Here is a 19,299-nt window from a genome sequence, read left to right on the forward strand (position 1 = left end):
AGATTTGGCTTGATGCAACTGTTCCAAAATCGTTTTCTCCATTCCGGTTTAATAGAACGTGATGACATTTTATTGATAAAATTGTATTAAAAGGATAAAATGACGAGCATCAAACGGTTTTATTCGAGGAATGGTAGCTTATGAAAGGTGGTTTAGCAATGAAGATTCTCATCGTTGGCTATTTTAGCGAGACCTCAAAATCAAATATTGCAAGGTGTTTTCCGCAAAATTGGAACGTTGTAATTATTCCGCCCGGAAAAGAAATGCTGGATCATATTGAAGATTGCCAGGTAATCATTCCTGAACATATTAAAGTGGACCACAGCCTGCTTTCTAACGCAAAAAAATTAAAATTGGTACAGACAGGTGCAGGATTTGATAATGTGGATGTCCCTGCCTGTACACAGCGCGGCATTTGGGTGGCTAATGCTGGAGGTGTGAATGCACAGGCAGTGGCCGAACACGTAATGGCACTGATATTGTCTTATTATAAAAACATACCGTTTCTTGATACTTTCATGAAAAACAAGATGGATGAAAATCAATTGGACTATACAGGGAGTGAATTAAAGGGCAAAACGATTGGGATTATCGGTTTGGGTGCTATTGGAAAAAAAGTAGCTGCGTTTTCCAGGGTTTTTGACATGAATGTGCTGGTGTATGCGAGAAATGCCACTGCACAATCGGACGGTTTTGTGAAAATGACGGATTTCGATACTCTTGTAAGCACATCGGATATAGTCAGTGTACATGTACCCTTGAATGAGATAACCAAACAGCTGATCAACAAAGCGGCATTCAAAAAAATGAAACATACCTCTCTTTTTATCAATACAGCCCGCGGCGGCATTGTCAACGAAAGAGACTTGATTGATGCATTAAAAAACGGGGATATTTCAGGCGCCTGCCTGGATGTGTTTGAATCTGAACCGCTTCCTATTGACAGTGAGCTCCGAAATCTGGGTAATGTGATACTTACTCCCCATACAGCAGGAATGCCTGATGGTCGGAAGTTTCATAAAACAAGATATGATTTCTTTATAAAGAATATAAAACGTGTAGAAAATGGTGAGGAGCCTGAAAGCAAGCTCAATCAGGTATGATGTTTTGGTGCAATAAAATTGATCGCCACCCTACAGCAGTTCAAAATGAAGTTGAGTCTCAGGTAACTTCGTATTTTCTTTCCACTGATTTGCACCGTATCCCAATTCCAGAACCGCAGCAATGCGCTCGTTACTCAGTACACCAAACATTTCAGTACGTCTCGGGTCGTACATCCAGTCATGCAAGGTACAGCGCACACCCAGACTTTGCTCATGAGCCAGCAAGCGGAAATTCTGAATTAGGCAGCAGACAGCTGCAAAGTCCTCTTCCCGCTTATATTTATCCGCCTCTTCCTTCACCAAGACCAGAAGATACGCAGGGGCCTGATTCTGTAATCCCTGCATGAAGTCCCCATACCGGTTATCAGCAAAGATAAATCGCCACGGCTCTCGGAGGCCATCATTTGGCGCCCATACGGCATGATTGAGCAACTCAAGGATTAGATCCTGCGATATCGGTCGATCCAAAAACTCACTTGGACTGTCCATGGCTCCTTCCAGATCTGACAATTTCATTTTTACATCCTCCTCTTCTATGTAGACTGTCCTCGCAATACGGTCCACTTCTGCTCGGCTGGTGTTCTTTTCCGACTTCTTGGCGCTTTGTCGTAATACCCTATATGAAGAATACCAACGAATCTTTCATCCTCACGTAAGCCAATTCCATTGAAGAACCCTTCATGCTGAATCATGGACTCTGTATCCCACAACATTCCTAACCCTCGTTCCCAGCCCAGCAGTTGGAAGCTCTGCATCACCCCGCAAGCAGCCGCATAATTGAGGTCATTGGTCAGACGATTCGGTCCCACAGTCGACATAACAATGACGTGGGCAGGAATATCGGTAAATCTCTTTTTAAAAACATCCAGAAGTTTCCCTGGAATCAGCTTGCCGAGCTTGCTTTGCGACATCTGTTCCAGCATACAGTCCACCAACCGTTTGCGTGCTTCTGGCGTTCCGGCATATACTACACGCCACGAGCCAGACTGAACAAATGGTTGAAGCCTTGTAGCCTTACGCAGTAATTCTACAATTAACTCCTGGTCCACCGGCGTAGAGTTACATTTACGAATACTCCTGCGCTCCCTGATCAATTCCGCCAGACTCATATGCTTCACTCTCCTTTGTTCTATCTGGATTCAATATTTATACTGCTGTCTTGAAGAAATTGATGGATTACTTTTAGCTCCGTTTCCGAATATTTGTCGAGAGTATGATAGAAGCGCTCAGCCTCATGTATATGCAGACGTTCATGCAGTTCAAAGATTTTTTTGCCTTGCGGTGACAACCGGAAATAGCTTTCCTTTTTGTTGTCGTTCATTTTCGTGCGTTTGACAAATCCTTCCTCCAGCAGTTTGTTGCCAATTTTAGTGATACTTGCTTTGGACAAATTCATCGCCTCGGCAATACCCGTGTTGTTAATGGGCTCATGCTTGCCTATGCAATCTATCATATGAACCGCGGTCAAATGCTGAGGGATTTTCTCGATGCTTTCACGCTGGGCGATACTTAGGAAATGCTCGATTTCTGTATCCTTGTGGTTCTCATACACATGTAAAAAACGGATAAATTGGTCATAAACTAACTGTTTTGTTCGATCTTTTGAGATCATTCTTTGATCGCTCCTTATTTACTTGTAAACAAAAATATCATTTTAATAATATAGTTTTTTCAAGGAAATTCTTATATATTGTTTACTGGTGAACAATATAACATGAATGATAATGCTTATCAACTATATTCTCTGACATTACAACATTACCCTATAATCCAGGACAGAGACATGCCTTAAACGGATTATCTTTTAAAATGCTCGTTAGTTAAAGAAAACAGCTGATCATAGTGATCAGCTGCTTTCTTTATATTGTTGATTTATTGTTTCCTGACACTTTAAATTAACTTTTTCTCTACATTAAAAAGCTTAGAAATGCGGGGAAATAGACGAAAGGCATTGCCATAAGCGATCGCCTTCGCGTTTTCTTCGCTGATCTGCTGTGCTTCATGGAATACTGACTCCCGCTGTATACGAAGGACGCTGTCCGCTGGCCAAGGTATGTCCGCTCCGAACAGAATCCGATCAGGTGCAATCAACTTTTGAATTGTGCCGAGGTTCAACGTGGAATCATAATAAAGGTGGTCCAGTTTGGCTATTTCAGCTTGAAATTGTTCCGGTGTTGTTTCAACCTGAATCGAATCTTGCCCGATGGCGGCAAGCGCAATTCTCCATTTGATATAAGGAACCATGCCCCCGGTATGGGGAAGAATGAACTGAATGGATGGATATTGGTCGAAAATGCGATGAACAGCCATCGTAGTGACGGCCCGCGTCGTATCGAAGGTGCCCTCAAGGAGCGCAGGACTAAGTCCAGCGATTTTTTGCGGTATGAGGATGGGATGTAGAAACACAACAGCACTACGTCGGTCCAATTCGGTTAACAATTCGCTGTAATCCGGATGGCTTAAATATTTCCCCTGATAACTTGTCAGCATTGCAACACCATCCATCCCGAGAACATCAAGTGCATACAATGTTTCTTCCATGGCTGCTGCGGGATCCGGGAGTGGAAGCGTTGCAAACGCACCATACCGCTCAGGGTGAAGTTGAGCATACGATGCGAGCTCTTCATTCATTTTACGTGCCAATGCTTTGGCAGAAGATTGGTCGATGAACGTCAGGTCTGACGGGGCTGAAAGGAATGAAAACGAGATGTCACATACATCCATTTTTTGCATCCCGATCTCGGGCGTCCACTTCGGCATAAAACTTGGAATCTCCATTCCCAACTCCTGCTGCTTTCGTTGCATTTCTTTAGAGATGATATGGTGGTGAACATCAATGACAGGATTAAACATGCGTGATCAGCTCCTTCTATTTATTTTCAAGCCATTGGTTTAACTGGTTTTGCTTTTCAGTCAATATTTTCTCTACGCCTGCATTCTTTAGTTTGTCGAGATAAGCGCCTAGTTCTGACGGATCAAAAGTTCCTGTCTGAAAGCCTGCATCATACTGATTTTGGACGTTGGCCACCGAGGTAATTTGTGTTTTAACCGGATTGATGTCGAAGCTGAAACCCATCGCCCTTGATTTTACGGCACTCTCGTTTTCGCCCCTCAACTGCTCCCACATGTCAGGATCGTTCCCTTCCCATATATAGGACAGGAAATTGTTGCCCACGGCATATTGGTTTGAATCGTATCCTGTTGCAGTGACACCTTCCGGCTTGCCGATCAGGTCATTATCCTGCTTAACATAATGCTTGCCCTCAATTCCGTTGGTAAACAGATTAATGACTGCTTCGTCCGAGTAAAACAGTTCCAATACTTGAATCGCCTTATCCGGCTGCTCACTGTTCCTTGCCAAAGACATCATGTTCGAAGCTACGCTATTACGCGTCATATACGAGTCCTCAAGGGGTATGCATACAAGTTCAGTCCCAGCCGCAAGTGATTCCGAGTAACACTCATTGATATTCCGGATATAGGAGAAGGCTTTGCCTGCCTTGATCAGATTGGACCCCGTTTCCTGTGACGTTGCGACGTCTTTGCTGAAATAACCTTTTTGATACCAATCACGCATCAGGTCAGCCATTGTGGAGAACCGCGAAGTCGCAAAAAGATTCTGCACGGTGAAGTCCTCCCCGCCAAAATCCAGTACGCCAGGTGCTGTTCCCAATGGATCAAAATTCAGCATAGCTTGTCCGGGTGTTTCCTGCGAGGTATAGCTGACAATCGGCGTGACACCTGGCTCATTGTCCTTGATACGCTGCAATATAGCAGAAACATCATTCCAGGTTTTTATGGCGTTAAGGTCAATATCATGCTTATCGGCAAGCTCTTTATCCATCACAAAACTGGGAGAAAGTGCCCAAGCTTTAATACTGGGAACGCCATATGTTTCGCCATTCATCTTCCCGGCTTCTGCGGCTTCCTCCGGAACAGCCTCCAGTATCTTTTTACCAAATTCAATCAACGATTCGTCCATGGGCAGTAACTGCCCCCTGCCGATTTGGGATTCAAGGCCGAACCAAACGCTGGTATACACCAGATCCAGTTTCTCGCTGCCCGCCAGCATCAAGTTCATTTGATTGGCATAGTTCGATCCATTAACAGGCAAGAGCTTCACGGTGGCGCCTACCTTTTCTGCTGTAATATCACTGATGGCTTCCTGAATTTCCTTAACATCTGTTACATCCCCAAAAGCCGGATACGTCATGACCACTTCATACATGTCTGTTGCTGAAGCTTTCCCAGGTTCAGCTCCCTCCTTACTATCTGGATTTCCGCATGCCGTCAACAATAGAGGGGCCGCACAAATTAAGGACATTACCCTCAAGAAACCCGCAGGCAATCTTTTTCTGAACATCTTCATTCACTCCCCGTGTTTGCTTTTGGATGAGACATCTTGGATACGAAGCAATGACTAACCTTTTACGGCACCAATGGTCAATCCCTTGACGAAGAACTTCTGGAAAAACGGATACGCTACGATCAGTGGCAACACGCCGATTACGGCAATAGCCATTCTCACACTGCCGAGAGGTACGGATGAGACAACAGCCGTCTGGCCAGACAGACTGTTTTGCTGCAAGTACTGGACATCAGACAACATTCGATTAAGCAGATTTTGAATGCTGTAGAGGCTTCCATCATTGATGAAGATCAGACCGTTAAACCAATCGTTCCAATACGAAATCATGAGCATCAGACCAATGGTTGCCAGGCTTGGGAGAGCAAGCGGGAGAACGATTTTGCAATAAATAACCCATTCGTTGGCTCCATCCACATAGGCCGACTCCACGACTTCGCCGGGAATTGATGTGGAAAAGAAACTGCGCATCAACAAAATGTAGAACCCGTTGGTCAGTAAATTCGGGATGATTAGCGACCAGATGGTATCTTTCAAATGGAAGAGGTCCGTATAAACCAGGTACATCGGCACCAGCCCACCATTGAAAAGCAGGGTGAAAAATACGAAGAATGACAGGAACGAACGAAATGGAAGCACATTTCTGGATAGCGGATAAGCGACCAGGGTTGTGATCAACAACCCAACGATCGTGCCCACGACCGTGATGAACGTCGTAATTCCATACGACCGCAGAATCAACGAATACTGATTAAACAGATACACATAAGCATCGAAGCTGAATTGAGCTGGTAACAAACGATAACCATCCCTGATAATGGCTTGTTCCTCGGTTAGGGAAGCGGATATCAGAAGTATAAACGGAAACACTGCAGCGATTCCCATCATGATGAGCACGAGGTGAACAGCTATTTGATATATCCTATTTGAATACATGTTGTCCTCCCCCTTAGCTAAAACAGCGCCAAATCCCGGTTTTTGCGACGAACGATCGCATTGGTCGTCAATACTAACAGAAAACCGACTATGGACTGATAAAGTCCGGCAGCGGATGACATTCCGAAATCCCCAAAAGTCATCAATCCACGATAAACGTATGTGTCAATGACATCGGTAGTTGTTTGCAGTGCACCCGAATTCAGCGGAAGCTGATAGAACAATCCGAAATCGGAATTGAAGATGCGTCCCACTGCAAGAAGCACCATAATGACCATCGTGGGTTTAAGTAAAGGAAGGGTAATGCTCCAGACTTGCCTCCACTTGGATGCTCCGTCCAGCGTGGCGGATTCATAATATTCTTGGCTGATGCCTACAATTGAGGCCAGATAAACAATGCATGTATAACCAACGTTTTTCCACAGATATACGACACTTAATATAAAGGGCCATTTACCGGAATCCGCATACCACGACACGGGGTCAATCCCCAGCAAAGGAAGCACGTAATGATTGACGAATCCGTTTTCCTCGTTGAGCAATGCCAGAACCAAGTAAGCGACAATGACCATCGAGATCAGATAGGGCAGCAAAATGATGCTTTGGTACAGTCGGGAGGCAAATCGCTTTTTTACCTCGTTCAACAATACGGCCACAGCTATGGAGAGCACTGTTCCAAGCACGATAAATGTGCCGTTGTAGAGTAACGTGTTTCGGGTAATCACCCAAGCATCCTGCGTTTGGAACAGATAGGCGAAATTATCGAAGCCTACCCAGTCACTTCCCCAGATTCCTTTTGCAAAATTGATATCTTTGAACGCAATCACAATGCCGAACATGGGCAAGTAATTGTTGATGAACAGATAGACGATGCCTGGTAAAATCATGACCAATAACAGCCCATGCTTTCTAATGTTTTGGATGCGGTTTGCATGGAAACCTCGACGCATGTCTCTCTCCCCCTGTTCGTAACAATGATGTTTGGTTTGTGTAACTCCTCCAATATCCCTCCTATTCTAATAATGTCAGTTTATGTGACTTAAAATTGTTCTTATATGAATAATACGATGTAAGTAAGCCTCAGTCATTGGTGTGATTCACTAAAAAAAATGATTTCATTTGGATTGTTACACCAAAAGAAAAGCCTATCTCAATTTAAGTGTAATTTTTTATGACATGTACTGCGTTGAGCAACGTTTTATACGTCATGTGATCAGCCTTTTCATGTCAAAAAGCAACGCACCTGAAAAAGGATGCGCTGCTTCATGTATATTAAAGATTGTTACGAATGGATGGCTGCCATCTGTCTGCTATTCGGAAACATTCGACCACCAACAAGCACACCACCCGAAAATACAGCTTCGCGTGGAGGTGCTGCAGCCAACGCATGCATCGCATTTATGGCATTTACCAACGAGAAAGTGCCTCGTTCACCTACTTTTGGAGTTAATGGCGCATTGGAAATAAGCTTGTACGTTTCTAACAGCCAGAAGTCTTCCACCCAACCGGATGCTTCAGCGAGACGTGACCCACGGGAGAGCATATCGCCATTTCCGAATGGGCTCCACGAATCCAAAATGTTATCGGAACCGATATGCACGGACACTCCCGTTTCCATCAACAATTTGATGGGGGGCATAGGCCTGTCAATGGGCACACTCGTCATGATGGCTACGCCGGTCGCACACAACCTTTCTGCGAGTGAGCGTACCTCCGTTTCCCCAACCTGGCCCAAACAATAGGCATGGCTTACCGCAGTACGGCCGGACATACCGGCTTGTTCTGTCAGTTCGGCGAAGCGGCTGATCGTGTATATTCCGAGATGACTCGGGTCATGCAGATGCAAGTCGATGCCAGCAGAGAACTCTGTCGCAAGTTCAAACATGGCTTCCAGACTGGCATCCACCCGGCGGTCCAGTCCAGCCGGATCCACACCACCAACATAGTTAGCTCCAGCACGGAGCGCTTGCCGCATGACGGAAACGGAGTTAGACCGAAGCAGGCCTTGCTGGGGAAACGCCACAATTTCTATCTCAATGCGTCCCCGGTACATCTCACGCACTTCCAAGACCTCCTCAAGATGAGAGAGACCAATTTGTGGATCCACGTCAACGTGTGTGCGGATTGCCGTTGTACCTTGGGCTAACATTAAATCCAACATTCGTTTTGCACGTTCTCCCGCCCCGGTCGGTAGTTCTCCCAACATACTTTTCTCAAATTCCAACTGGCCGGGCAGCGTGACAAACGGCTGCAAAGATTTCCACGGCTCACCAATAAAATGCTTGTCCAGATGGGTATGCATATCTGCCATTGGCGGTACATAGTGGAGCCCGTCCGCGTCAATGACGGTTGTCGCCCTACCGGCAATATTTACAGATGTGAGATCCGCATCCGTTCCGGCAGTCTCAATGCTGACAATAAGTCCAGTTGCTTGATCAATCGTTAGATCAAACAGGTTTTCCGACCATTTGACATTTTTTACGAGTGTTAACCCTTTCTCCATAACTCCATCCCCTTACATCATAATCAAATTGTTTCGATCCGATCCGACAACCAAGGTAATTCCAATGGTTTTGAGTCAGTACAAGCTACCTGTAATCCTGATTTCCAGACCGTACGGGCCTCCGGTTTATTAAGCAGCACTTCCCTTTCCGACCGCTCTCGGAACAATACCATATCAGCCGGAGCGCCGACCCTAACGCCATAATTATCAATGCCTAACGCCTGTGCCGCGTTATGCGTCAGCATGTTGGTCAAGATGAGCGCATCCTGTTTGCTGCCCATGTACGAAGTAATAGCCAATAGCCAGGCAGCCTCAATCGGGTCAGCCTTGCCAAACGGCGTGAATGGGTTGCGCACATTATTGACGCCAATTGCCACATTCACTCCGCAATCCTGGAGCAGTTTCACGGGAGTGAGACCTCTATGATGTCCTTCTGGGCCTTCTCTTCCATTCAGGAAGAGGTCCGTCATCGGCAGTGTAATGACGCTGATTCCGGCACGACACAGAAGCTCTCCGATAGCCAAAGCTTCATGTTCAGGGAGGGAACCGAGCGAGGTTACATGTCCAGCGGCTACATGCCCCTGCATTCCTGCAGCAATTGTCCTTTTTGCAATTTCCACAACGGCACGGTCGTTGGAATCGACCGAAAAATCCGCGTGAAAATCCAGTGGTTTTCCGTACTTCCCTGCCAGAGCAAATGCAAAATCCAAGTGCTCTCGCAGATCTGCGTCCTGATAAGTGATTCCTCCAATCACATCGGCTCCCATACGAATGGCCTCTTCCATCAGCTCAGCAGTCCCCGGACTCTTATACACCCCTTCTTGCGGAAAGGCAACTACCTGTAAATCCAGTTGATGTTTTAAGGATTGTTTGAGACGAAGAGCAGATTCGACAGCTCTGAGTCCAAGAACCGGATCAACCTCTGCATGGCAACGCATATGGGTTACACCATTCCTGACAGCTTCCCGAATGACAACCAGCGAGCGACGATACATGTCCTCCCTTGTGAACGAACTTTTCAGTTTGGATGTTATCTGAATCGCGTCCTGGAGAGACTCCGCCTCCCGATCCATGGAATCCAGCAAATATGCTTTTTCCAAATGAATATGCGGCTCGACGAATCCGGGCAGCAATAAGCCCCCTTTGCCTTGCACTACACGAGACGCTTCGGTTTTCCTTTCCCCGCATGGCGTGACAAATGCAATCTTGCCTGAGGATATCCCGACATCCATTCGCCTTTCATCCCCGGAAATAAACGTATCTGTGATAAGTAGATCAATCATTACATCCTCCGTTCATGTACGCTTTTATTACACGCAAGAAACACTTTAAGCATAATTCACTCCTTCTGAGAAATCATTGGATGAAAAGGATAAAAATAATTAGCAATCTTGGATGATCAAACCAAAGATATTTACTCCACATGATCGTAGTGTTATATTACTTAACAATAAAATAACTTGTTCCAGAAAGGGATGGGTCGATGTGCTGCTGACAGATTTGCTGAAAAACGGCATTTACGATGATGCCAGAGTGATTACGGGGCATAAGGGTCTAATACGTGAGGTTCAAACGGTCAACATTATGGACTGTCCGGATATCATTCGCTTTCTAAGGCCGAACGAGCTCTTGCTGACCAACGGCTTTTTCATGAAGCAGCAGCCAGAGATGTTTATTCATCTAATCAGAGACATGCAGCGTCTTCATTGCTCGGGGTTGGCTATCAAAACCAAGCGCTTTGAATTGCCGATCCCTGATGAAATACTTTGGGAAGCGGATCAGAACGAATTTCCCATCATCGAAATTTCCGATGTCCGTCTATCCCTCGGCGAAATTTTGCAGCGATCGACCAGTGTGATTCTGAACAATAAGAGCGACGAACTACAATATGCACTCAGCATCCACAAAAAATTCTCCGAGATGATCATGCGCGGCAAAGGAATTTCCAGCATTATCGATTCCCTGTCCAAACTGTTCTCATCCCCAGTCATCCTGTTAAACTACAAATGGCAAACTATCTCTGCTTCCAACCAGAATACAAGTATTGCTGAACTCACTGCAGCCGCTGTAAATACACTTCAAGACTTGTCCGATATTTCTAGCCCCACTTCGTTGTGCTTCATCAACACATCAGTTCGAGAGCGTTGCTGCATGCTAGTATATCCAGTAAAAACTTACCGCCACGAAGGCTATTTGTTATCCTTTCATTCGCTGGATCAATGGACTGGCCTTTTTGGTCTGACGCTTGAGCAGGCCTCCAACGTCATTGGGATGGAGCTGACCAAATCACAGGCTGTCAAGGAGCGCTCCCGCAGGCACAAAAACGAGTTCTTTTCCGATCTGATTGAGGGATATATCACTTCTGAGCAGGAGGCGCTGAACCGCGGCAAGAGATGCGGGCTTATCAAGGGGCGTGCAAGTGTCGTGCTGACCATGCGTAATGACGAGGTGCATCACATGCATCAAAGATTTCCTAATCACGAAGGTTCGGCGCCTCTGAAAGGAGATAATATCACGGAGCAAGAAGAGCAATACGAGCACATCAAACGTCTTTTTGGTGGGTTAGATCATTCCTTCGTCATGTTTACTAAACATGATACCTACTGTCTTCTACTATCTATCCCTGAGTCGGGGTGGGATGAGACGACAATCACCGAGCAACTGTCAGGAATGCTTAAAGAACTTCATCATGAGACTGGACTGAGTCTGTCTATCGGCATTGGCAAACCTGCAACGAATGTACTCGGCGTTCGTCATTCTTATACAGAAGCGGTTAATGCATTGCAATTCGGCTACTGGTTAAAACGCAAGCGATTCGTCCAATCTTACCAAGCCAAGGACATCGGATATTTATTCCACATGCTTCCCCACAACGAACTGAAACAATTTTACGACGCGACCTTAAACGGCCTGCTGCACATTGCAGACGAACATGAAAGAAAAGAGTTGCTGCGCACCTTAAACGCTTTTTACGATACACAATGCCAGCTTGTCGAAACATCCAAGCAACTTTTCGTTCATCGAAATACGGTGGTGTATCGACTGGAAAAGTGTGAGAAACTCCTGGGTGTGAAACTCAAAGATCCAACTGAAAGCTTACGAATCCGCATAGCGATAGCCATCGAACCTCTGCTACTTCAATAAGACGAAGTGAGAAATCGTCTAGTAAGGCTCTATTCCCCCACAAAGTTATTCCGAGCGTTTAATCTACCTTACATCACCGGAACAAAATTAATGTTATCAGCAATATGAGCACGGTACTCAGTAGAGCGTCCTTGTCCGTTCTGCAGGAACATGGGGAGTATAATCGCGAGCGACAGGCCATCAGCATACTCGACGCATCATAAGCAGGCTGACATTGTACATCCAATATTCGCCGTATATTTCAATTTTCGAAAAACCTATTTGTTTTAGCGACTCATCAAATTCTTCTTGAGTTCGGAACTTTAGCTGCATTTTTTCAATACATCATGATAATATAAAAAACCTCAGCTGAGTTATCCGAGCTGAGGTTAAAAAATTAAATATTTTGTGTTTTCTTTATTTGATTATGTTGAATACTTGAGTCGCATCTAGCTTCTTCATTTAATAACTTCAACCTTTTTATCCCCTGCTGTTTTCGCTACCTCTAACGTTGTGTTACCTTGGATAGCGACTATCACGCCAGTAGCCAGCATAGAAACGATTAAAGCTGCGCTGAGGGCTGTGGAAGTTTTCTTCTTCACCATAACCATACCTCCGATATCGTATGCTTAGACTCACTGATAAATTGAAATATTTAACTTTTTTGATGGGTAATCCACCTGGTGATTGTATTATAACGTACTGACAATGATTGTAAAAGGTTTTTCCTTGTGCAGCTAAGTTAGCAACTTGGAATTTGCGCAGTGTTTAGCTTTTTGACCATTCGATATGAGGGTAAGTCTACCAAGGCAATTATTTAAAATCTTGCATTAAATCATCGATGACTGTTTTTACAGTTCTAATCTCTTTAATTGGTGTGATTCCTGTGCCAACAGTGACATAGCCATCGTCTGTATTGCCTTCTAGCATTCCGATACGCATTCCAATTGATCCACGCATCAATTTTGCTGTTTCTTCACGACTGGCACCTTGTTTATCCATTTCAACTAGTTTATTCGCCAATTTAGTAGGTAAAGAACGATAGTATGCTGGTAAAGTACGAAACATTTGTAAATCTTCTGCTGTGGCATCAACAATCATTTGCTTTACATTTTGAGCTGTCGGATTTTCTTTTGTCGGAATAAAGACACTGCCAGCAAACACACCTTCAGCACCTAAAGCAAATGCGGCACGCACTCCTCTAACGTCTCCAATACCACCAGCTGCCATTACAGGAATATTTATAGCATCAACAATCATTGGAACAATCGAAAATGTTCCAATAACTCGTTCTGGAACCGTACCACCTTCATCAAATCCAGTCGCTACATAAACATCTATTCCAAATTTTTCTGCAGCTTTTGCATTTTCAATAGTAGGCGTAAGGGGTCTATAAACAATTTTAATATTGTTTTCTTTTAATGGTTTAAAGATCCTATCATCCAGTGTATCATTCACCAGAACAACAGGGACTTTCTCGTCAATAACTGTTTCTATAAGTGGCCATGTGTATGCTAAATCACGATTCACGATCACTGGAATTCCAAATGGCTTATTCGTTAAAGCTTTTGTTTTTTGTATTTCAGTTCTCATTCTTTCCGCACTTATTTCGGGTGAGCGAGTTATATCAACCTGACCGGCATTTGGACCTAGAAATCCTAATCCACCTGCATTGCTTATTGCTGCAACAAATTCGGCATTAGTAACCCAAGACATTGGTCCTTGTATAATGGGCTTTTTAATATCTAATATTTCACATACTCTGTTAGTCATTTTGTTTGTTTTCCCCTTGTTAAATGAATTTTATATTATTACTTCGTATAATTATTTTCTGGGTAAGGTAAACCTAAATTTCCCCGAAGTGTGTCGTCCTCATATTCCCTACGGAATATGCCTCTATCTTGCAAGATAGGAACAACCAATTGGATAAAGTCCTTAAATCCTGCAGGATGATCTTGTCTAATCAGCAAGATATCCATGACGCCTTCTCGATACCAATGTTCAATTTGTTCGGCAACCTGCTCTGCCGATCCTATCAATCCAGGTTTCGGCATTCGATAACCTTTAGGCATCCATGATTCAATTTCCCTTAGCTTTTCAAGGGCTTCTTTTTCCGTTCTACCAATGATCGGGTTATGAGAAGGCATCATCAACAGGTCATATGGTGAACGCCTTTGATTTTGAACTTTACGTTTAAGTTCATTAGTAAATGCCTTGAGATATTCCAAATCATGTCCAGGTGCCATGATGACTTCGGCATGCTGTGCAGCAATATCCATAAACTCCGGTGAAGTGCCCGCTTGAAAGACCACTGGTCTTCCTTGCCTCGATCGACTGATGTTTAAGGGTCCCTCCACGGAAAAGTAATTCCCGGTATAATCTAGTGGATGCATTTTACGCGGGTCATAAAATACTCCACGTTCCTTATCACGTATAAAGGCATCATCTTCATACGAGTCCCAAAGTCCTTCAACAATCTCCAAAAACTCTTTTTTCATGGGATAAAGATCTGCTTTCTTCAGATGGGACCGACTGTAATTGGCTAACCCTCCAGGATTGGAGGTGATTGCATTCCACCCTGCTCTGCCCTTGCTAATTTTATCAAGGGAAGCAATTTGCCTAGCAACCGTAAAGGGATCAGCATATGAAGTCGCTATCGTAGCGGTTAAACCAATAGAATGAGTTACCATACTCAATGCAGATAAAATGGATACACCCTCAAACATGCTTAGATAGTGCGGGATCATGCCAGGTCCGATATGACTTACGTCTGCTAAAAAGATGAGATCGAACTTCCCCTGTTCAAGTTGTATAGCTTTCTGTACGTAGTACTCAATATTTTCACTGGCATCTGCTGGAATATGTGGGTGTCTCCAACCCGTGTAATTCCATCCCACGCCATCAATAATTCCTCCTAGTTTAAGCTTTCTTTCTTCCATAATTGAATGATCTCCTTTTCACGAGTTCACTTACTTTCCTTGTAGAACACCTAATTCCTTAGCCAATAATTTATGCCCTTTCTTCCGACTCTCTTGATTTGGATAGAAGTCAGCAATCTGTTACTCCTTGCCCTCTTAAGTTTATTATTTAGCTTGCTAACTATAGGAGTGAAAATATTTGGTTGTGAGCCAATCTTAAGCGTAATCGTTTCGTTTGCAAAGAGGGCAATTTAAATGAACATAGTACATCTTTTTGTACGTATAGATTGGGAGTGGTTTGAAGATTACACCCTATTTCTAATAATGAGTCTGTCTTTCCAACCCAAAAGGCCATCCTTTTTTGGATGGCCGTGTGTGTGCTTTGATACAAACCTCCAGTTGTCGTCCCCTTTGAGTCTATCCTAACCAATATAATTGGAATATCTATGAGATACGCCATCATGGAATAAATTTTGATTATTTTGTTAATACCCATTTTTGTCGATCAAGTGATGGATTCAGTTCACTTAGGAAGAGTTTGGTCCCATCTGCCGATACTTCTAATGCTTTTTGATGATGAGCTGAAGTAATATGAACTGATCCGTCTTTGTTCTGGTGAAGGACCCAACGCTGGTTGTTATTCCCTAAGTAATGATATAGCTGAAGTTTGTTTTGTCCTATATCCAGATCAAGCGTCTGACCGGCCGTAGTACGAATCGAATACGAGCCTGCTTTGTCGCCTGTCGGAACAAATACCCAATTTTGGACGGAAGCTGCACTTGCATCTTGCAAGGTAACCGGCTCCCCGTTGACAAGGTTCGCGGTATAAATGGATTTCTGTGTTGCGGCATTTACAAGGCTGGACTTGGTGAGGTTTGCAGGTTCACCGTTACTCACATTGACGTTCTGATAAGATGCGGAGCCGCCAAATACATGGAGTCCAAAGTGGCCTTCTGCAAAAGTACCATCCATGAGATCTATGACTTTTTGACTGTCCACGTGAACGACAATATGCGGACCATTCGCTTCTATTTTCACCTTATACGTTTGACCTGGCTGAATGAAAGTGGGTACTTTTGCAAGAACCTGCCGTTCTTCAAAACCTCCATTGATTTTGTAGAACAGACGGATTGCCTTCATGTTAGGGTCTAGATTCAGATAATAACCACTGCGACCATCTTCGCTAGCCCTGAACAAAATAGAACCTGCCCCTCCTGTTTCACCGAGCATCATGTCTGCTTCATACGTAAAATTCCCAGCCTTCTCTTTGGCAATATAATTCGCATCGCTAAAATATTTACCACGGATCCCATGTTCACTAACTAACCATGAAGCAGCAGACAGATCTTTAGTCCATCCACTCAGGTTTGTCCGGAACTCGCCACCTGAGACTTTAACGAGCACACTAGTGGAAGTTTTACCATTCGGAGTAGACACGGTGACTGTGGACTCCCCTTCTTTTTTTGCCTTAATAACTGCGTGTGAATTGTCTACCGAGACTATGGCTATTACTTCGTTATTACTGGAATTCCACTTAAGCGGTTGAACGCCTAGACCTTGGCCATACTCGACCATCGCCTGCAGTGTATCCAACTCACCTACCCCCAGTTCCCGAACCCTCGTATCCATCTTTATTTGAGCTTTTGAAGGAATGTTCTCATTCCAGACAGATTGAAGTTGATGCACTTTCAAGGAAACAACGTTCACATTCCCACCTTTCACGTAAAAACTCATCGCTCTACTGGCGGGATCCGGAAATATAACATCTGAAAAGACGACTTTGCCGTTGTTACCAAAGGCCTCAACAGAAGACTCATCCACAAGAATACGCATCTTGATCCGATTATTCTCCATTTGCGTAGGCGCTTCTTGTTTCTTACTGAAAAGGTTAGAAAAATCCGTTTCACCGGATGCAGTTCGGTCCACAAACATACGACTATCACTTGCCTTATAACCCACGACCGTCTTCTGATCTGCACCCTCACGAATGTTAAAGCCAAACTCGGTCACTGTGCTGGCTTCAGGGATTTCAATTTCAGCTTCAATTTCATAAGCGCCTGAAATAATACCTTTTAGCAGATTCCCGGAAGAAGGACTCACCGACTTGTTGGAAGCAGCATACAAAGGTTTACGCAGTGATTCCAATTCTTTAATTGGACTTTGCGTCATCCGAATTCCATCTTTGGTTGTTACCAATGATACTTCTCTCGGAATGGATAGTTCACCTTTCCAATTCGACGTTGGGAAAGCAAACGGATAGTCCCAATTCGTCATCCACGCCATCATCACTGTGCGATGATCAGGCATGTTAGCAAAAGACATCGAAGCGTAAAATTCTTTACCAAAATCTGTTCTTAGCACCTTACCCACCGGATTATCGTTCACGAATTTACCATCAGCTGTTAAATGACCTATAAAATACTCGGCATCTGATCCACCTGTTTTGGGATTCGCTCCTGTACTGATCATCATAACCCACTTCTTCTGTGACGTTCCGTCTACCGGAAGCTGGAACAAATCCGGGCATTCCCATACGCCTCCGCGGACATAATCCCCATATCCCCAATTATCTGTCAATGTCCAGTCAAGTAAATTCGTTGACGTGTAGAAACGAATATGATCTCCTCCGGACACAACCATAACCCAGCGGTTATTCTCATCATCACGGATTACTTTCGGATCGCGGAAATCCCAATTCCCAGCTTCATTTCCGCTCTTACCTGGGTTCTCGATCACAATCGGGCGTTCCTTCGAATACTCCCAAGTACGACCTTGGTCTTTACTGTAAGCCAGACCTATACGCTGGTTCCCATTCGGGCTATCCGGATTAAAGGAAGTATAGTATGCAATAAGACCCTTGCCTCCTGAATCTCCGAATAAACCAGATGCATTTGTCATATCCGCAACAGCCGACCCAGACCAGACATGTCCGTGATCATTCCAGGGAAGTGCAATCGGAAGCCGTTTCCAGTTCAGCATATCTTTACTTACCGCATGCGCCCATGTTCCTCCATCCTGATGAAAGAGATGATACTCTCCTTCGAAGTAGACAAGTCCATTCGGATCACTCGCTGAACCACGTATTGGCGTGTAGTGATATTGTGGACGATATATCTCATTGTAATATTGGCTCAGTTCTGTCACATAAGTATCCTGGAAGTAAGCCGTCCCCTTTTTGACGACGATTCCGGTACTTCCACTCCTGTAGGTTGAATCTTTCACGTCAATTGCGGCCGTAGTGTATCCGTCCAGGAAGACCTGAATTCGATCTCCCTTTGCCTTGATTTCCACATGATGTTGGGCTCCCATCTGACTCGGATAAGTACGTTGCGAACTTGCAATTACTGTTCCTTTTGTATTCGCCAAACTTACACGGACCTGAACTCCTTCCTTTGTAAGGGTAGCTTCATATCCTTCGGTTCCATCGGTTGAAGATCGAAATGCGAGAGCTGCAATAGAATCAGGACGAAGGGTAATATTCCCTTCATACACCATATCAGTCGCCTCTTTATTATAGATTTGCTGTGCGTTGCTCTCCTGTTCTACCGTCCCTCTTTTGCCGTTGATATCAGGCTGCCATTTTCCCTTGCTAGCAAGCACTGTACCCAAATTACCTTTCAGATCGCTCACCACGATGTTCGAAAACAAGGCAGATCCATCGTATACATGTAGTCCAAGTTTTCCGCTTTGATACGAAATGTCTTGAACATCAATCAATGGTTTATATTGATTGCCCCAATATACTTTTAGCGAGGAACCTACTGCTTTCACTTTGAGATGATAGATTTGCCCCATTTCAACAGAAACTTTACGCTCCTCCTTTAATTTCCCATCTCCATTTGTTGCATCTCTTAACCGGATCAGACCTGCGTCCGGAACGATTTGCAGCATGTACGAGTTAAAGCCATCCTCATTAGAGCGAAACAACAATGTGGCGTCTGCCTTCGTATCCCTGATCATAACATCAGCTTCATAGATAAAATCGTCTGACACCGTCTCTGAGATGGCCATTACATTTTCTTTAGGCTGCGAAGTCAGCAAGATTCCTTCTGAAGTATCCTCTAATCCCCCTTTTCCTTTCACTTGCCAGCCTATCAAATTGGTATTTGATTTGGATGCGCTTTCAAAAATATCAAGCTCCTCCTTTGCCTGTTTATTTGTTTCCTGATCAGCGAGCACAGCACTAGCCGCAACTGAGTTAGATGTAAAAATACCGTTTGAAGTCAGAGCTAATCCTGTTGCTATCAGAAGACTTATTGCGAATTTAGATTTATCTTTCATTCCATACCCTCTTTTCTATTGGATTTAAAGTTACGTTTAACCCGAGTAATCTTAGATCAGGTGAATAAT

The 19,299-nt window shown here is 44.3% G+C and carries 15 protein-coding genes; 2 read left to right on the forward strand and 13 right to left on the reverse strand.

Features of this window, described 5'->3' with window-relative positions; all coding sequences use genetic code 11:
• The first annotated feature begins 140 nt into the window (after nt 1-140).
• Entirely contained in the window at nt 141-1,103 is a 963-nt protein-coding gene (locus tag NSQ38_RS19420; protein ID WP_339783610.1) for an NAD(P)-dependent oxidoreductase, read from the forward strand.
• A 30-nt stretch (nt 1,104-1,133) separates the two neighbouring features.
• Here the strand turns inward: NSQ38_RS19420 and NSQ38_RS19425 are convergent, their stop codons facing one another.
• The 9 genes from NSQ38_RS19425 to NSQ38_RS19465 form a co-directional block, all read right to left on the reverse strand.
• Nucleotides 1,134-1,619 (reverse strand): nitroreductase family protein, encoded by a 486-nt coding sequence (locus NSQ38_RS19425; protein ID WP_339783612.1) that lies wholly within the window; start codon nt 1,617-1,619, stop codon nt 1,134-1,136.
• 17 nt (nt 1,620-1,636) lie between these two features.
• Nucleotides 1,637-2,212 carry a nitroreductase gene (locus tag NSQ38_RS19430; protein WP_339783614.1) on the reverse strand — a complete coding sequence of 192 codons (576 nt, stop codon included), beginning with the start codon at nt 2,210-2,212 and terminating at the stop codon, nt 1,637-1,639.
• Between the two features lie 20 nt (nt 2,213-2,232).
• A complete protein-coding gene (locus NSQ38_RS19435; RefSeq protein ID WP_339783616.1) occupies nt 2,233-2,715 on the reverse strand; it encodes a MarR family transcriptional regulator in 483 nt (160 codons plus the stop codon).
• A gap of 278 nt (nt 2,716-2,993) precedes the next feature.
• A complete protein-coding gene (locus tag NSQ38_RS19440) occupies nt 2,994-3,956 on the reverse strand; it encodes an amidohydrolase family protein (RefSeq protein ID WP_339783618.1) in 963 nt (320 codons plus the stop codon).
• A gap of 16 nt (nt 3,957-3,972) precedes the next feature.
• Entirely contained in the window at nt 3,973-5,397 is a 1,425-nt protein-coding gene (locus NSQ38_RS19445; RefSeq protein ID WP_339783620.1) for an ABC transporter substrate-binding protein, read from the reverse strand.
• 126 nt (nt 5,398-5,523) lie between these two features.
• Nucleotides 5,524-6,405, reverse strand: coding sequence for a carbohydrate ABC transporter permease (locus NSQ38_RS19450; RefSeq protein ID WP_339783622.1), 882 nt, complete (start codon nt 6,403-6,405; stop codon nt 5,524-5,526).
• A 17-nt stretch (nt 6,406-6,422) separates the two neighbouring features.
• The gene (locus NSQ38_RS19455; protein WP_339783623.1) at nt 6,423-7,355 is read right to left on the reverse strand and encodes an ABC transporter permease subunit; all 933 of its coding nucleotides are present in this window, start codon (nt 7,353-7,355) and stop codon (nt 6,423-6,425) included.
• A gap of 332 nt (nt 7,356-7,687) precedes the next feature.
• Nucleotides 7,688-8,908 carry an amidohydrolase family protein gene (locus tag NSQ38_RS19460; protein ID WP_339783625.1) on the reverse strand — a complete coding sequence of 407 codons (1,221 nt, stop codon included), beginning with the start codon at nt 8,906-8,908 and terminating at the stop codon, nt 7,688-7,690.
• 23 nt (nt 8,909-8,931) lie between these two features.
• Nucleotides 8,932-10,191 carry an amidohydrolase family protein gene (locus tag NSQ38_RS19465; RefSeq protein WP_339783627.1) on the reverse strand — a complete coding sequence of 420 codons (1,260 nt, stop codon included), beginning with the start codon at nt 10,189-10,191 and terminating at the stop codon, nt 8,932-8,934.
• A gap of 202 nt (nt 10,192-10,393) precedes the next feature.
• Between NSQ38_RS19465 and NSQ38_RS19470 the strand changes: the two genes are divergently transcribed.
• Nucleotides 10,394-12,052 (forward strand): PucR family transcriptional regulator ligand-binding domain-containing protein, encoded by a 1,659-nt coding sequence (locus NSQ38_RS19470; RefSeq protein ID WP_339783629.1) that lies wholly within the window; start codon nt 10,394-10,396, stop codon nt 12,050-12,052.
• Between the two features lie 437 nt (nt 12,053-12,489).
• Here the strand turns inward: NSQ38_RS19470 and NSQ38_RS19475 are convergent, their stop codons facing one another.
• The 4 genes from NSQ38_RS19475 to NSQ38_RS19490 form a co-directional block, all read right to left on the reverse strand.
• The gene (locus NSQ38_RS19475) at nt 12,490-12,636 is read right to left on the reverse strand and encodes a hypothetical protein (protein WP_339783630.1); all 147 of its coding nucleotides are present in this window, start codon (nt 12,634-12,636) and stop codon (nt 12,490-12,492) included.
• Between the two features lie 208 nt (nt 12,637-12,844).
• Nucleotides 12,845-13,804: a nitronate monooxygenase gene (locus NSQ38_RS19480; protein ID WP_339783631.1), complete on the reverse strand. Its 960-nt coding sequence runs from the start codon at nt 13,802-13,804 to the stop codon at nt 12,845-12,847.
• Nucleotides 13,805-13,842: 38 nt separating this feature from the next.
• Nucleotides 13,843-14,970 carry an NtaA/DmoA family FMN-dependent monooxygenase gene (locus tag NSQ38_RS19485; RefSeq protein ID WP_339783632.1) on the reverse strand — a complete coding sequence of 376 codons (1,128 nt, stop codon included), beginning with the start codon at nt 14,968-14,970 and terminating at the stop codon, nt 13,843-13,845.
• Between the two features lie 456 nt (nt 14,971-15,426).
• The gene (locus NSQ38_RS19490; protein ID WP_339783634.1) at nt 15,427-19,230 is read right to left on the reverse strand and encodes a GH32 C-terminal domain-containing protein; all 3,804 of its coding nucleotides are present in this window, start codon (nt 19,228-19,230) and stop codon (nt 15,427-15,429) included.
• Between the last annotated feature and the right edge of the window lie 69 nt (nt 19,231-19,299).

This window comes from Paenibacillus sp. FSL R7-0313 (genome assembly GCF_037969885.1).
Lineage (GTDB): Bacteria > Bacillota > Bacilli > Paenibacillales > Paenibacillaceae > Paenibacillus.

Bases quoted from the DNA above. Each gene is read 5' to 3' on its own strand.
- NSQ38_RS19420 (WP_339783610.1), top strand. From the start codon at position 141: ATGAAAGGTGGTTTAGCAATGAAGATTCTCATCGTTGGCTATTTTAGC.
- NSQ38_RS19425 (WP_339783612.1), bottom strand. From the start codon at position 1,619: ATGAAATTGTCAGATCTGGAAGGAGCCATGGACAGTCCAAGTGAGTTT.
- NSQ38_RS19430 (WP_339783614.1), bottom strand. From the start codon at position 2,212: ATGAGTCTGGCGGAATTGATCAGGGAGCGCAGGAGTATTCGTAAATGT.
- NSQ38_RS19435 (WP_339783616.1), bottom strand. From the start codon at position 2,715: ATGATCTCAAAAGATCGAACAAAACAGTTAGTTTATGACCAATTTATC.
- NSQ38_RS19440 (WP_339783618.1), bottom strand. From the start codon at position 3,956: ATGTTTAATCCTGTCATTGATGTTCACCACCATATCATCTCTAAAGAA.
- NSQ38_RS19450 (WP_339783622.1), bottom strand. From the start codon at position 6,405: ATGTATTCAAATAGGATATATCAAATAGCTGTTCACCTCGTGCTCATC.
- NSQ38_RS19455 (WP_339783623.1), bottom strand. From the start codon at position 7,355: ATGCGTCGAGGTTTCCATGCAAACCGCATCCAAAACATTAGAAAGCAT.
- NSQ38_RS19460 (WP_339783625.1), bottom strand. From the start codon at position 8,908: ATGGAGAAAGGGTTAACACTCGTAAAAAATGTCAAATGGTCGGAAAAC.
- NSQ38_RS19465 (WP_339783627.1), bottom strand. From the start codon at position 10,191: ATGATTGATCTACTTATCACAGATACGTTTATTTCCGGGGATGAAAGG.
- NSQ38_RS19475 (WP_339783630.1), bottom strand. From the start codon at position 12,636: ATGGTGAAGAAGAAAACTTCCACAGCCCTCAGCGCAGCTTTAATCGTT.
- NSQ38_RS19480 (WP_339783631.1), bottom strand. From the start codon at position 13,804: ATGACTAACAGAGTATGTGAAATATTAGATATTAAAAAGCCCATTATA.
- NSQ38_RS19485 (WP_339783632.1), bottom strand. From the start codon at position 14,970: ATGGAAGAAAGAAAGCTTAAACTAGGAGGAATTATTGATGGCGTGGGA.
- NSQ38_RS19490 (WP_339783634.1), bottom strand. From the start codon at position 19,230: ATGAAAGATAAATCTAAATTCGCAATAAGTCTTCTGATAGCAACAGGA.